Raw genomic sequence first — 13,077 nt, forward strand, 5'->3', positions numbered from 1 at the left:
AAACCGGCGGTGAACTCGGAGAACAGCGTCGAGCCGATGCCGATGATGACTGCGAGGACGAGCACTTTGATGCCGGATGAGATGACGTTGCCGAGCACCCGCTCGGCCATGAAGGCGGACTTGCCGAAGAGCCCGAAGGGGATCAGCACGAAGCCTGCGAGCGTCGTCAGCTTGAACTCGATCAGGGTGACGAAGAGCTGGACGGCGAGGATGAAGAAGGCGAAGAGCACCAGCGCCCAGGCGAGGAACATGCAGGCGATCTGGATGAAGTTCTCGAAGAACGACCAATAGCCCATCAGGCCGGAGATCGAGTCGAGCAGCGGGCGCCCCGCATCGAGACCGGTCTGCGCCACCTTGCCGGGGCGCAAGAGGTCGGCGGCGGTAAAGCCGGTGCCGGACGCCTTCAGGCCGAGACCGGCAAAGCTTTCGAAGATGATCCTGGCGAGGCTGTTCCAGTTGGAGATCAGCCAGGCGAAGACGCCGACGAAGAGAGTCTTCCGGACGAGGCGCGCGATGATGTCGTCATCGGCGCCCCAGGACCAGAAGAGGGCGGCGAGCGTCACATCGATGACGATCAGCGTGGTGGCGATGAAGGCAACCTCGCCGCCGAGCAGGCCGAAGCCGGAATCGATATAGCGGGTGAAGACCTCGAGGAAGTGGTCGATGACGCCGGTGCCCTGCATGGCGCTAACGGGCCTCCGGCTTTATCCGCGGCGGGACCGGCAGGCGGTCGCGGATCCAGTCGTCGTTCGCCGACAGAAAGCGGCGGCGGTTCTCCGCCCAGGTCTCGAGACAGGCGGCATCGTGTATGGCGGCCTCGCCGATCCTGGCACAGCGGATCATCTCCGCCCGCAGCGGATTGGCCGGGATGGCCGAGCTCGGCACCGATGCCTCTGACGCTGGTTCCTCCTCCCTTCCGGCCCCACCCAACACCGCGACGGCCAGAGCGACGGCCACGAAGACGCCGGCAGCGAGCCGGGCAAAGTGCTCCGCCTGCATCTCAATCGCCGTAGAACATTTGCGCGCTGCCGGGTTCATAGCCGGCGCCAGGCGTCAGGAACCGTCGGCGCTGCTCGCGGCCCTGATCGGCGGCTGCCGCCTGTTCGGCCGATTGCAGCGCGTGGGCCCGTCCGTCCGCGGCAACGACAGCAACGAGATCGGCGAGCTGCTGGGCCTGCAACGCCAGGAGCTGGTTGCCGGCCTGCGTCGCCTGCAGGGCACCGGTCGCGCCCTGGCTCTCGCCAACGAGCGCCGACATCTGGGTCCGGTTGGTGTCGAGATTGCCGACGACGCCGGCCTGAACGCGCATGGCGTCCTGCAACCCCGCCACGGTGTTCTGCCAGCGAGTCTTGGCGGCTGCGATCAGGTCCTGATCGGAGGTCGAAGTCGAGGCCGCGCCATAGGTGGAGGAAAAGGCCTGGTCGATCTCGCCGACGTCGAAGGCGATCTTCTGGGCCTGATCGAGAAGCTGCCGGGTGCGGCTGATCGACTGCTGCAGCTGCTGCAGCGAGGAGTATGGCAGGCTCGCCAGATTGCGCGCCTGGTTGATCAGCATCTGCGCTTCGTTCTGAAGCGAGGTGATCTGGTTGTTGATCTGCTCCAGCGCCCGGGCCGCCTGCAGCACGTTCTGGGCGTAGTTCGTCGGGTCGAAGACGAGCCAGGCGGCCGCAGCAGGTGTGACGGTCATCGGCGACAGAGCAACGGGAGCGATAAGCGCCGCAGCCAGCGTCTGACAACGCAAAGCATGAGGGATCATGACGGCATCTCCAGATTGGCGAGATCGGCGGCCCAGGCAAGGCCGCGGCGCTTCAGCCAGGCGGCAAGGAAGCCGTCCGGGCCGTATTGCGCGAGGACATCCTCGATCTCGGTCTGGTCGGTCTTGGCGGAGGCGGCGCAAAGGGCGAGCGCGATCTCGCCGAGGCCGAGCTCGAACAGGCGGTTGCCGCGCCGGCTCTGGCAGTAGTAGTCGCGCTTCGGCGTCGCGCGGGCCAAAATCTCGATCTGACGATCGTTGAGACCAAACTTGCGGTAGATCGATGCGATCTGCGGCTCGATCGCCCGCTCGTTCGGCAACAGGATGCGGGTGTGGCAGCTCTCGATGATCGCCGGCGCGATCGGACTGCCGTCGATGTCGGAGAGCGACTGGGTGGCGAAGACGACGGAGGCGTTCTTCTTCCTCAACGTCTTCAGCCATTCGCGGATCTGGCCGGCAAAGCCCTCATCATCGAGGGCGAGCCAGCCTTCGTCGATAATGAGAAGTGTCGGTGAGCCGTCGAGCCGATCCTCGATGCGGTGGAAGAGATAGGCCAGCACGGCCGAGGCCGCGCCGGTGCCGATCAGGCCCTCGGTCTCGAACGCTTGAACGGACGCTTCGCCCAGATGCTCAGCCTCGGCATCGAGCAGCCGGCCATAGGCGCCACCGAGACAATAGGGCTGCAGGGCCCGCTTGAGGACGTTCGACTGCAGGAGAACGGAGAGCCCGGTGATGGTGCGCTCGGTGATAGGCGCCGTACTGAGCGAGGTCAGTGCCGTCCAGAGATGCTCCTTGACCTCCGGGGTGATGGCTATGCCCTCGCGCGTGAGGATCGCGACGATCCAGTCGGCCGCCCAGGCGCGCTCGGGCGTGTCGGGAATGCGCGCCAGCGGCTGCAGAGAGACAGAGGCACTCTCGGTCAGCCCGCCGCCGAGGTCGTGCCAGTCGCCGCCCATGGCCAGCGCCGCGGCGCGAATACTCCCGCCGAAGTCGAAGGCGAAGACCTGAGCGTTTCGATAGCGGCGGAACTGCAGCGCCATCAGCGCGAGCAGCACGCTCTTGCCGGCGCCGGTCGGCCCGACCACCAGCGTGTGGCCGACATCGCCGACATGGAGCGACAGGCGGAACGGCGTCGAGCCCTCCGTCTGCCCGAAGAGCATCGGCGGCGCGCCGAGATGCTCGTCTTTGTCTGGTCCCGCCCAGACCGCCGAGAGCGGGATCATGTGGGCCAGGTTCAGCGTCGAGATCGGCGGTTGGCGGACATTAGCATAGACATGGCCCGGCAGCGAGCCGAGCCAGGCATCGACCGCGTTGATCGTCTCGGGCATCGCCGTGAAGTCGCGGCCCTGGACAACCTTCTCCACCAGCCGCAACTTCTCCTCGGCAATCCGGGGATCCTCGTCCCAGACGGTGACCGTCGCGGTGACGAAGGCGGCCCCGGCATAGTCGGCGCCCAGTTCCTGCAAAGCGAGGTCGGCATCGGCCGTCTTGTTGGCGGCGTCCGTGTCGACCAGCACCGAGGCTTCGTTGGTCAGAACCTCCTTGAGGATGGCCACAAGGGATTTGCGCTTGGCGAACCACTGCCGGCGGATTTTGGTCAGCAGCCGGACGGCATCGACCTTGTCGAGGAGGATGGCGCGGGTCGACCAGCGATAGGCGAAGGCGAGCCGGTTCAGCTCGTCGAGAATGCCGGGCGTGGTGGCGGTCGGAAAGCCGGTGATGGTGAGAACGCGCAGATGCGCGATTCCCAGCATCGGCTCCAGGCCGCCGGTGAGCGGCTGGTCGGCGAGCAGCGCATCGAGGTGCATCGGCACCTCGGGTACGCGCACGCGCTGGCGCTTGGTCGAGATGGTGGCGTGGAGGTAGGAGAGCGTCTCGTGATCATCGAGCCATTGGCACTCAGGCATGAAGCTTTCGATGAGCTGCAGGACACGGTCGGTGCGGTCGATGAAGCCGCGCAGGACCTCGCGGGCGTCGATGCCCTTGCCGCTCTTCCCCTCGTAGAGCCAGCCCTCGGTGCGCGCGGCCGTCTCCGCCGGCGGCAGATAGACGAAAGTGAGAAAATAGCTCGACTCGTAATGTGCGCCTTCGGCTTCGAACTCGGCCTTGCGCTCGGCATCGACCAGCGCCGAGGCCGGATCGGGAAAGGTGCTTTCCGGATAGCGCTGCGCGCCGAGCCGAACGGCCTCGACGAAGAGTGCCCAGCCGGAGCCGAGGCGGCGGAAGGCGTTGTTGAGCCGGGCGGCAACCGCCACCAGCTCGGCCTCCACGGCGCTGTCGAGGTCAGGCCCGCGAAACCGGGCGGTCCTTTGCAGGCTGCCGTCCTTGTTGAGGACGACGCCGGCCTCGACCAGGGCGGCCCAGGGCAGGAAGTCGGCGAGCCGAGTGGCGGTGCGGCGGTATTCGGCAAGGTTCATCATTGTGCGCGCCTTCCTCAGAGATCCAGGTGGCCGGGAATGCGCAGATGCCGGCGCACGGCATCGGCAAACAGCGGATCGCGCCTCGCCGCCCAGACGGCGGCGAAGTGACCGATCGCCCATAGGGCAAGTCCAACCAGCCAGAGGCGCAGGCCGAGCCCGAGGACGGCGGCGAGCGTGCCGTTGAGGATGGCGATGGAGCGTGGCGCGCCGCCAAGCAGGATCGGCTCGGTCAGCGAGCGGTGCACGGCCACGCTGAAGCCGGCGACCTCGCCGGCGGAAGTGAAAGAGGCGGCCATCAGACCAGCGCTCCGCCGCCGAAGGAGAAGAACGACAGGAAGAAGCTCGAAGCGGCAAAGGCGATCGACAGGCCGAAGACGATCTGGATCAGCCGGCGAAAGCCGCCCGAGGTGTCGCCGAAGGCCAGCGACAAGCCAGTGACGATGATGATGATCACCGCGACGATCTTCGCCACCGGCCCCTCGATGGATTCGAGGATCTGCTCCAGCGGCTCCTCCCACGGCATCGATGAGCCGGCAGCGTGGGCGGCCGAGGCCAAGGCGATGTTGGCTGCCCCGATGGTCGCGGCTGTTGCAGTGATGCGCCGACCAAGAGATCGGCGAAGGCAATGAGGGCGAGAGATCATGCGCGGTCTCCGGTGCGAGGCGGAAGGGTGGGCGTGATGCGGTAGTCGCCATGGCGGTCGAGACCGACGACGCGGGAAAGCTCGGCGAGGCGGCGTGAGGATCCTCGGCCGGAGAGCACGGCGACGAGATCGATGGTCTCGGCGATCAGCGCCCGCGGGACGGTGACAACGGCTTCCTGGATGAGCTGCTCCAGCCGCCGCAGCGCGCCGATGGCGGAGCCGGCATGAATGGTGCCGATGCCTCCAGGATGGCCGGTGCCCCAGGCCTTCAGGAGATCGAGCGCCTCCGGCCCCCGCACTTCGCCGATGGGTATGCGGTCGGGCCGAAGGCGCAACGATGAGCGCACCAGATCGGAGAGCGAGGCGACACCGTCCTTGGTGCGCAAGGCGACGAGGTTTGGCGCGGCGCACTGCAACTCGCGCATATCCTCGATCAGCACCACGCGATCGGCGGTGCGGGCGACTTCGGCGAGCAGCGCGTTGGTGAGCGTCGTCTTGCCGGTGGAAGTGCCACCGGCGACAAGGATGTTCTTCCGCTCGGTGACAGCCTGGCGCAGCTGCGCGGCCTGATCGGCGCTCATGATGCCGGCAGCAACGTAGTCCTCCAGTGTGAACACGGCGACCGCCGGCTTGCGAATGGCGAAGGCCGGTGCGGCGACGACCGGCGGCAGCAAACCCTCGAACCGCTCACCGGTCTCCGGAAGTTCGGCCGAAACGCGCGGCGCGCCCGCATGAACCTCTGCGCCGACATGATGGGCGACGAGCCGGACGATCCGCTCGCCGTCGGCCGCAGAGAGTCTCTCGCCGGTTTCGGCCAGCCCTTCGGCGAGCCGATCGATCCAGAGCCGGCCATCGGGGTTCAGCATCACCTCGACGACGCCCGGATCCTCCAGGTATCCGGCAATCGCCGGTCCCAGCGCCGTGCGCAGCATGCGCGCCCCGCGTGAGACCGCCTCCGAATGCTGATGCGAAGAAACCGCCATCTTGTCCCCATTGCCGGCGGCCCGCCGACGGCGGCTCCGGATCGGGGACGATTAAGAGAACCGGAAAAGGGACGAGTTCAACAGGTCCCGGACAGCCGTCGTAGCCTGGCGAAGAAAGACAGGCGATCGGCGAAGTGGCGTTCAGCGAGGGTGTGGACGACGACGACCTATCACTCGTTGTGCTATGGATCGATATCCTCGGAGATCTCTTGCCTGAGCTTTGGGCCCTTGGCGAGCCGTCGGCCGAGCGCCGCGACGAAGGCATCGTAGCGTTCGCCGGCCTGAGCGCGTGCGGCCGCCTGCGTGGTCTCTGGCAGCGGCGGATTGGAGATCAGCCAGAAGCGCACGAAGAGGGCGAGCATCTCGACCGAGATGCCGAGATCACGCTCGATCCGTGTCAGCCGGCGATCAAGCTGGTCGAGACGCTTGGTCGTGGCCGCTTCCTGCCGCTCGGCAGCATCCGGGGACAGGAAGGAGGCGATCGCCGCTTCGGCGACGAGGGACCGCGAATGGTCGCGGCGGGCGGCATATTCGGCGAGAGCCTTCATGATCGGCGGATCGAGATAGACCGACAGGCGCTGCTTCTTTTGCGGCTTGTTCATCGGCGCCTCACAAATCCATGCCGTCGGCGGGATCGAGCGAAACCTGCCGCGCCACGCCCTGCATCAGCCGGTCGACGCGGCCGATCCGCGCCGCGTCGTCATCAGCGTCCGCATCGAAGTCGAGATCGAATTCGTTGGTGGGCGGCATCGCCGGTTGTTCGATCGGTTGGACGCGGGCCAGCTCCGGCTGCTTGCGGCGCTCTGAGCCTGCGGGGTCCTCATCGTCGCCGGAGGCGCCGTTGGCAGTCTCTGCGGCGCTTGCCGGCTGGGTCGGCATCGGCAATGTGCTCCAATCGTCGGCAGCCGAAGCGTCCTGCTTGATCAGCACCGGCGGCGGCAGCACCCGCTCGGCAAACCTCGCGTCCTCGAAGTACCGCGCCTTCTTCGCCCGGATCGGCGGTGTGCCTGCCACCATGACCATCTCGTCCGCCGGCGGCAGTTGCATCACCTCGCCGGGCGTCAGCAGCGGCCGCGCCGTCTCCGAACGCGACACCATCAGATGGCCGAGCCAGGGCGACAACCGATGGCCGGCATAATTCTTCATCGCCCGTAGCTCCGTGGCGGTACCCAGGGCGTCCGATACGCGTTTGGCGGTGCGCTCGTCGTTGGTCGCAAAGCTCACCCGGACATGGCAGTTGTCGAGGATCGAGTTGTTCGGTCCATAGGCCTTCTCGATCTGGTTCAGCGACTGCGCGATGAGGAAGGCCTTCAGCCCATAGCCCGCCATGAAGGCGAGCGCGCTTTCGAAGAAGTCGAGCCGCCCCAGCGCCGGAAACTCGTCCAGCATCAGCAAGAGCCGATGTCGGTTGCCCTTCGCTTGCAGATCCTCCGTCAGCCTGCGGCCGATCTGGTTGAGGATCAGGCGGATCAGCGGCTTGGTGCGGGCGATGTCGGAGGGCGGCACGACGAGGTAGAGCGTCACCGGCTGTGCACCGCTGACGATGTCCGCGATGCGCCAGTCGCAGCGCCGCGTCACCTCGGCCACGACCGGATCGCGGTAGAGGCCGAGGAACGACATGGCGGTGGAGAGGACGCCGGAGCGCTCGTTGTCCGACTTGTTGAAGAGTTCGCGCGCCGCGCTGGCAATGACGGGGTGCGGCCCGGCATCGCCCAGATGCGGCGTCTTCATCATCGCGGCGAGCGTCGCCTCGATCGGTCGGCGAGGATCGGAGAGGAAGGCGGCAACGCCAGCCAGCGTCTTATCCTCTTCGGCATAGAGGACATGGAGGATGGCGCCGACGAGCAGCGCGTGGCTGGTCTTCTCCCAGTGGTTCCGCTTCTCGAGCGAGCCTTCCGGATCGACCAGGATGTCGGCGATGTTCTGGACGTCGCGAACCTCCCATTCGCCTCGACGAACTTCGAGCAGCGGATTGTAGGCGGCCGACTTCGGATTGGTCGGGTCGAACAGCAGCACGCGGCCGTGCCGCGCACGAAAGCCGGCGGTGATCTGCCAGTTCTCGCCCTTGATGTCGTGAACGATCGCCGAGCCTGGCCAGGTCAGCAGCGACGGCACGACGAGACCGACGCCCTTGCCGGAGCGTGTCGGGGCAAAGCACAGCACGTGCTCAGGTCCATCATGGCGGAGGTAATGGCAATCGAGCTTGCCGAGCACGACGCCGTCGGACCCAAGCAGCCCAACCGCCTTCACCTCATCCGGCCGCGCCCAGCGGGCTGAGCCGAAGGTCTCGGCGTTCTTCGCCTCTCGCGCCCGCCAAACGGACAGGCCGATCGCGACTGCGATCGCGAGGAAGCCACCCGAGGCGGCGATGTACGCGCCCTCGACGAAGATCGGCGGCGCATAGGCGTCGTAGAAATACCACCACCAGAAGAAGGACGGTGGAGCGTAGACCGGCCAGCCCCCGAGCTCGAACCATGACGTTCCAAGCTGCGCCTGAAACCCCAGCCGCCAGGCCGTCCACTCCGTCGCCGTCCACGTCGTCACCAGGACGATCGCAACGACGATGACAATCTGCCCCCAGAGGATCTTCGATGCCGGCACGCGCGTCTCCTTTCTGGAGAAGGTCGGGCAGGGCGCCGGGGCGGTTCAAGCGGCTATCGGGAGATCGGCGGCGTGATCGTGCTGTGGCGGAGAAAGACAGAGAATGGCCGCGATGCACGATCTGGATAAAAGGTCATAGCTATTGCAATGGACGCCGTCTGCCCTGTTACGATCCGTGACAAAGCTCGACGTTTGAAGACCTGGCGGGCAAACTCCGAAGACAGCAGCGCCTTAGGCTGATCAGCGAGTTGGGACACAAGGCACTGGGCACCGAACGGTGTGCAGTACCGAAGGTGAACCGACGTTCGATTCGATCGGGAGAGTTTCCATGCGAAACACGCTGCTTGCGACGATTCTGCTGGTGGTCGGCGCGCTTGCGCCGACTGGCGCTCTGGCCGCTTCTTCAGCAGTTGCGACGGCCGACGTCAACATGCGTGCCGGTCCCGGCACTCGCTACCCGGCCATCCGGGTCGTGCCAAACGGCGGACGTGTTACAACCTATGGCTGCCTCGCCGACTATTCCTGGTGCGACACGAGTTACGGCGGCGCCCGCGGCTGGGTGTCGGCACACTATCTGACGACTGTTGTCGACGGCTCTACCGTCGTCGTCGGACCGCGCGTCGGACTGCCGGTTGTGGTCTTCAATGCGGCCTACTGGGACCACTACTATACGAACTACCCCTGGTACTATCGCGGCCCCGCCTACTACGGTGCGCCGCCGCCTTATGGCCCGCCTCCGGGAAGCACCGTGACTCGTGGCTGCGGCCCGCATGGCTGCGGCGGCACGGTCACCGGACCTTACGGCGGCAGCGCCACCGGGGCCCGCGGCTGCGGTCCTCGCGGATGTGGCGGCGCCGGCACGATCACCGGTCCCAACGGAGGTACCATCCAGGGCGCCCGCGCGTGTGGCCCCCGCGGCTGTGTCGGTGGCTATCGGGCCGTTGGCCCCAATGGCGGCACCCGTGCGGGTGTCGGGGGCTTCCGTCGGTAAGGCCCCGCGCCATAATGCCCGGACGCATACCGAGGCGGCCAGTCGCACCACGGAACAAATCGGCCGCCGACCTTTCCCCTCGAACGTTCAAAGGACTTTCCATGCAGGAACGACATTTCCGGCACTTCTTATGCGCCTTGACGCTCGCCACGGCCACGTTTGCTTCAGTGAGCGCCTTTTCCCAAACGCCGCCGCCGCAGAGCCGCCCGATGCCGAACATCACGCGTGCCGAGGCCAGGGCTGTCAAGCAAGCCTGCGAAGCGGACTTTCGCCGCTATTGCCCGAATGTTCAGCCGGGTGGCGGTCGCATCCTGGAATGCCTGCAAGCCAACGCGGCACGTCTGACGCCAGCCTGCCACTCCGCGCTGACCACCATTGTCGGCCAATAGTCGAACGCCCGACCGAACCGCGCAGCAGCCCACCGTCTTGTGAGCGTCCGGCAGAGACGGTGGAAGAACAATGGCGCAGCGGGGAATCGTCATGGATCAACTCGACCGTTCCGCCGATCCCTCGATGTTCGAAGCTCCCGCGCCAGGCCAGAACGACCGACCGGCCGCGCCTGTCGCGCAGCCAACGGACGGGAGTGCACCGGAAACCTCTCCTGGTCTCGTTGGGCGGAAGCCGCTCTCGCGTCCGCCTCGCCGCTGGCGAGCCGGTCTGGTGCTCGCGAGCCTCGTCCTGGTCCTCGTGGCGGTGCTGGGAGTGCGGTATTGGGTCCCGCGTCCCGTCGAGACATGGCAAGTTGCCGCCGGGTCTTTGACAACTGAGCGAGCCGGCCCTGGCACGCTTGATGCCACTCGTCGCGCGTCGCTTAGCCCGAAGATCCAGGCGCGCATCGTCTCCGTCGCCGTCGACCGAAACGATCAGGTCAAGGCAGGCGACGAGATCGCGCGCCTTGCCTCCGACGATCTCGAAAGCGAGCTGGCGGCGGCCGTCGCCTCTCAGAAAGCGTCCGAGCAGGCGGTGGATCAAGCACGAGCGGAAAGCCAGCGCAAACAAGCCGCTCTCGCCGATGCCCGTCAAAAGTTCGAGCAGCAGGCAAAGCTGCTCAAAAGCAAGACGACCACCCAGTCGAGCTACGACACGGCCCAATCGACCTTGCGGCAGGCCGAAGCGGACCAATCGGCCGCCGAGGCCAGTATCGCGCAGGCCGAAGCACAAGCCCAATCGGCCGAGGCAAATGTCGCTGTCGCCCGCACCAACGTCTCGGAGGCGACGATTCGAGCGCCGTTCAACGGTATCGTCATTGCCCGCGACCAAAATCCCGGCGACCTCGCTTCACCTGGATCGCCGATCATCGAGATTGCCGATCCCCGGAGCGTCGTTCTGACGGCTCGCTTCGACGAAAGCGCCATCGCATCAATCGAGCCCGGTCAAGTCGCGATCCTGCACTTTGGTTCGCAATCGGATCGGCCGATATCCGGCCATGTGCTGCGGTTGAGCCGGGAGGTCGACACCGAAACGCGCGAGTTCACGGCCGATATCGTGCCCGACGAACTGCCGAAGAACTGGGCCATTGGGCAGCGTGGCACCGCCACGGTCACGACCGGCACCAGGACGGACGTTCTCGCCGTTCCCACCCGGTTCATCACGCGCCGCGACGGTGCGCCGGGGGTTTGGGTTGCTAGGCATGACCGTGCCCAGTGGCAGCCGGTGGATCTGGGCGCGCTGGGCGAGGAGCGGGTCGAGATACGGGCCGGATTACGAGCCGGCGACATGCTGATCCATGGCTCCCGAATCTTCGAGAAAATGCGTCTTCGCCCAGCTCGGGGCACCACCCCATGAACTTGGCGCTCCGGGATATCCGCTTCGGATTGCCGCGTTTCCTGCTGACCGTGGCCGGCGTTGGCTTTTTGATCACCGCTTCGGTCGGCATGGTCGGCCTTTATCGCGGGATCGTCGATGACGCCTTGCTGGTCATCGACACGATCGGTGCCGATCTCTGGGTGGTCCAGGGTGGTCGTTCGGGCCCGTTCGCCGAGGGCTCCTCCGTGCCCTCGACGATGGACCGGCGCGTCGAGGGGCTGGCGGGCGTCGCCAGCGTTCGCCGTTTCGTCCAGTTCAGCCAACAGTTCGACGTCGACGGGCGCAACCTGAGAGCGTCGATCACCGGTTTGGACTATCCGGCGGACACAGGCGAATGGCTGCGGCTTAGCGACGGACGTTACTTGGCCTCAGGTCATTTCGAGGCGATTGCCGACGCCAGCATCGGCCTTGGGCTCGGCGATGTCGTCCACCTCGGCCAGGACGATTTTCGCATTGTCGGCCTCACCAACGGGATGGTCGACGTGCAGGGGGACGGGCTCCTGTTCGTGACAATCAACGATGCGGTGGATATCGCCAAGCGGCGCACGGACGAGGAGGTCTTGCTGGCGCGCGCCAAGGCGGGCGGAACGGATGCCGCCGCCGGTGCGAACAGTTCGGTGCCGCAAGAGAGCAAGATCGCTGCTGTGCTCGTCTCTCTCGACCCGGCGGCTGATCAGCGCCAAGTCGCGGCGGCGGTCTTGGCCTGGGGCGACGCCAACGTCCTCAGCCAGGCTGACCAGCACAATCTGCTGCTCAATCAGCGACTCTGGCGCCTCAGGGTCCAGATCCTCGCCTTCACCGTCGTGCTGTTGGTGGTCATGGCGATCGTGATCTCGCTGATCATCTACACGATGACGATCGAGAAGCTGCACCAGATCGCCATGCTGAAGCTGATCGGCGCCCGCAACTCGATTATCATCGCGATGATCGCCGAGCAGGCGGCTCTGATCGGCGTCGGCGGCTTCGGTTTCGGGCTGGTGGTCTCCAAACTCGTCTTTCCGCACTTCCCGCGGCGTATCGTCATGGATACGGGCGACCTTGCCTTGCTCTTCACGGCGGTCGCCCTGATCTGTGGCGTCGCCAGTTTGCTCGGCATCGTACGCGCTCTCAAGGTGCGGGCGCAGGAGGTGCTGTCATGACCGGAGCGATCCTCGACGTGCACGGCGCGACACGCCACTACGTCAGCGGCGACAGCATCGTGAAGGCGCTGGATGGCGTCTCACTGGAGGCGCATGGCGGCGAGCTGGTCGGCATCGTCGGCCCCAGCGGCTCGGGCAAGAGCACGTTTCTGCTGATCGCCGGTCTGCTGGAGCCGCCGACCGCGGGAGACGTCACCATTCGCGGACAAAAGGTCTCCGAACCGGGCGCCAACCTCGATCGTCTGCGCGACTTCCGCCGGCATGCGATCGGCTTCGTCTTTCAGAAGGCCAATCTCATTCCCTTTCTGACGGCGGGCGAAAACGTCGCTTTGGCCCTGGAGATCGACGACGTAGCCGCCCGCCCGGCGCGCGCCTACGCCACCGACCTGCTGATCAACCTTGGGTTGGGACACCGGATCGACAATCCCCCGGCGCGCCTGTCCGGCGGTGAACAGCAGCGGGTGGCGATCGCCCGTGCTCTCGCCAACGATCCGCCGCTGATCCTCGCCGACGAGCCGACGGCCGCGCTCGACAGCCATCGCGGGCGCCAGGTCATGGAGCTGTTCCGGCAAATCGCCGATGTCCGCCAGGCCGCGGTGGTTGTGGTCACCCATGATCCGCGGTCGCTTGATCTTTTCGACCGGATCTACGAATTCGCGGACGGCAGGATCGTTGGCGAGGAACGGAGTGCCGACAAAGTACGTCCCGAAGCTGTTGGCCTTTTGCCCCAGCGGCCCTGAC

At 66.2% G+C, this 13,077-nt stretch carries 14 protein-coding genes; 5 read left to right on the top strand and 9 right to left on the bottom strand.

Annotation, left to right across the window (positions count from 1 at the left end; genetic code table 11):
• From trbL to B5D38_RS20445, 9 genes are all read right to left on the bottom strand, one after another.
• On the bottom strand, positions 1-683 hold a 683-nt coding region (gene trbL, locus B5D38_RS20405; protein WP_078710309.1), incomplete at its 3' end, for a P-type conjugative transfer protein TrbL.
• Between the two features lie 4 nt (positions 684-687).
• Positions 688-999: a putative entry exclusion protein TrbK-alt gene (trbK-alt, locus tag B5D38_RS20410; RefSeq protein ID WP_078708520.1), complete on the bottom strand. Its 312-nt coding sequence runs from the start codon at positions 997-999 to the stop codon at positions 688-690.
• Position 1,000: 1 nt separating this feature from the next.
• The gene (gene trbJ / locus B5D38_RS20415; RefSeq protein WP_078708519.1) at positions 1,001-1,756 is read right to left on the bottom strand and encodes a P-type conjugative transfer protein TrbJ; all 756 of its coding nucleotides are present in this window, start codon (positions 1,754-1,756) and stop codon (positions 1,001-1,003) included.
• The gene (trbE, locus tag B5D38_RS20420) at positions 1,753-4,173 is read right to left on the bottom strand and encodes a conjugal transfer protein TrbE (protein WP_078708518.1); all 2,421 of its coding nucleotides are present in this window, start codon (positions 4,171-4,173) and stop codon (positions 1,753-1,755) included. Before trbE ends, trbJ begins: the two co-directional genes overlap by 4 nt.
• Before the next feature lie 14 nt (positions 4,174-4,187).
• On the bottom strand, positions 4,188-4,469 hold the full coding sequence (locus tag B5D38_RS20425; RefSeq protein ID WP_078708517.1) for a VirB3 family type IV secretion system protein: 282 nt from the start codon (positions 4,467-4,469) through the stop codon (positions 4,188-4,190).
• Positions 4,469-4,816: a TrbC/VirB2 family type IV secretion system protein gene (locus B5D38_RS20430; RefSeq protein ID WP_078708516.1), complete on the bottom strand. Its 348-nt coding sequence runs from the start codon at positions 4,814-4,816 to the stop codon at positions 4,469-4,471. The genes B5D38_RS20425 and B5D38_RS20430 overlap by 1 nt, the downstream gene beginning before the upstream one ends.
• Positions 4,813-5,799, bottom strand: a complete 987-nt coding sequence (gene trbB / locus B5D38_RS20435) for a P-type conjugative transfer ATPase TrbB (protein ID WP_078708515.1) — start codon at positions 5,797-5,799, stop codon at positions 4,813-4,815. Before trbB ends, B5D38_RS20430 begins: the two co-directional genes overlap by 4 nt.
• A 182-nt stretch (positions 5,800-5,981) precedes the next feature.
• A complete protein-coding gene (locus tag B5D38_RS20440; RefSeq protein WP_078708514.1) occupies positions 5,982-6,401 on the bottom strand; it encodes a ribbon-helix-helix domain-containing protein in 420 nt (139 codons plus the stop codon).
• A 7-nt stretch (positions 6,402-6,408) separates the two neighbouring features.
• The gene (locus B5D38_RS20445; protein WP_078710310.1) at positions 6,409-8,400 is read right to left on the bottom strand and encodes a conjugal transfer protein TraG; all 1,992 of its coding nucleotides are present in this window, start codon (positions 8,398-8,400) and stop codon (positions 6,409-6,411) included.
• A gap of 328 nt (positions 8,401-8,728) precedes the next feature.
• Between B5D38_RS20445 and B5D38_RS20450 the strand changes: the two genes are divergently transcribed.
• From B5D38_RS20450 to B5D38_RS20470, 5 genes are all read left to right on the top strand, one after another.
• Positions 8,729-9,391 (top strand): SH3 domain-containing protein, encoded by a 663-nt coding sequence (locus B5D38_RS20450; protein ID WP_078710311.1) that lies wholly within the window; start codon positions 8,729-8,731, stop codon positions 9,389-9,391.
• A 101-nt stretch (positions 9,392-9,492) separates the two neighbouring features.
• Positions 9,493-9,780, top strand: a complete 288-nt coding sequence (locus B5D38_RS22300) for a cysteine rich repeat-containing protein (RefSeq protein ID WP_165690932.1) — start codon at positions 9,493-9,495, stop codon at positions 9,778-9,780.
• A gap of 91 nt (positions 9,781-9,871) precedes the next feature.
• A complete protein-coding gene (locus B5D38_RS20460) occupies positions 9,872-11,176 on the top strand; it encodes an efflux RND transporter periplasmic adaptor subunit (protein WP_165690933.1) in 1,305 nt (434 codons plus the stop codon).
• Complete coding sequence (locus tag B5D38_RS20465) at positions 11,173-12,336, top strand: ABC transporter permease (protein WP_078710314.1); 1,164 nt, start codon at positions 11,173-11,175, stop codon at positions 12,334-12,336. The genes B5D38_RS20460 and B5D38_RS20465 overlap by 4 nt, the downstream gene beginning before the upstream one ends.
• Positions 12,333-13,076 (top strand): ABC transporter ATP-binding protein, encoded by a 744-nt coding sequence (locus tag B5D38_RS20470; protein ID WP_078710315.1) that lies wholly within the window; start codon positions 12,333-12,335, stop codon positions 13,074-13,076. The genes B5D38_RS20465 and B5D38_RS20470 overlap by 4 nt, the downstream gene beginning before the upstream one ends.
• Position 13,077 lies beyond the last annotated feature (1 nt).

Source organism: Consotaella salsifontis (assembly GCF_900167365.1).
In the GTDB taxonomy this organism is placed as follows: Bacteria; Pseudomonadota; Alphaproteobacteria; order Rhizobiales; family Rhizobiaceae; genus Consotaella; species Consotaella salsifontis.

Coding starts and splice junctions, on each gene's coding strand:
- trbE (WP_078708518.1), bottom strand. CDS start 4,173: ATGATGAACCTTGCCGAATACCGCCGCACCGCCACTCGGCTCGCCGAC.
- trbJ (WP_078708519.1), bottom strand. CDS start 1,756: ATGATCCCTCATGCTTTGCGTTGTCAGACGCTGGCTGCGGCGCTTATC.
- B5D38_RS20450 (WP_078710311.1), top strand. CDS start 8,729: ATGCGAAACACGCTGCTTGCGACGATTCTGCTGGTGGTCGGCGCGCTT.
- B5D38_RS20440 (WP_078708514.1), bottom strand. CDS start 6,401: ATGAACAAGCCGCAAAAGAAGCAGCGCCTGTCGGTCTATCTCGATCCG.
- B5D38_RS20430 (WP_078708516.1), bottom strand. CDS start 4,816: ATGATCTCTCGCCCTCATTGCCTTCGCCGATCTCTTGGTCGGCGCATC.
- trbK-alt (WP_078708520.1), bottom strand. CDS start 999: ATGCAGGCGGAGCACTTTGCCCGGCTCGCTGCCGGCGTCTTCGTGGCC.
- B5D38_RS22300 (WP_165690932.1), top strand. CDS start 9,493: ATGCAGGAACGACATTTCCGGCACTTCTTATGCGCCTTGACGCTCGCC.
- B5D38_RS20465 (WP_078710314.1), top strand. CDS start 11,173: ATGAACTTGGCGCTCCGGGATATCCGCTTCGGATTGCCGCGTTTCCTG.
- B5D38_RS20460 (WP_165690933.1), top strand. CDS start 9,872: ATGGATCAACTCGACCGTTCCGCCGATCCCTCGATGTTCGAAGCTCCC.
- B5D38_RS20470 (WP_078710315.1), top strand. CDS start 12,333: ATGACCGGAGCGATCCTCGACGTGCACGGCGCGACACGCCACTACGTC.
- trbB (WP_078708515.1), bottom strand. CDS start 5,799: ATGGCGGTTTCTTCGCATCAGCATTCGGAGGCGGTCTCACGCGGGGCG.
- B5D38_RS20425 (WP_078708517.1), bottom strand. CDS start 4,469: ATGGCCGCCTCTTTCACTTCCGCCGGCGAGGTCGCCGGCTTCAGCGTG.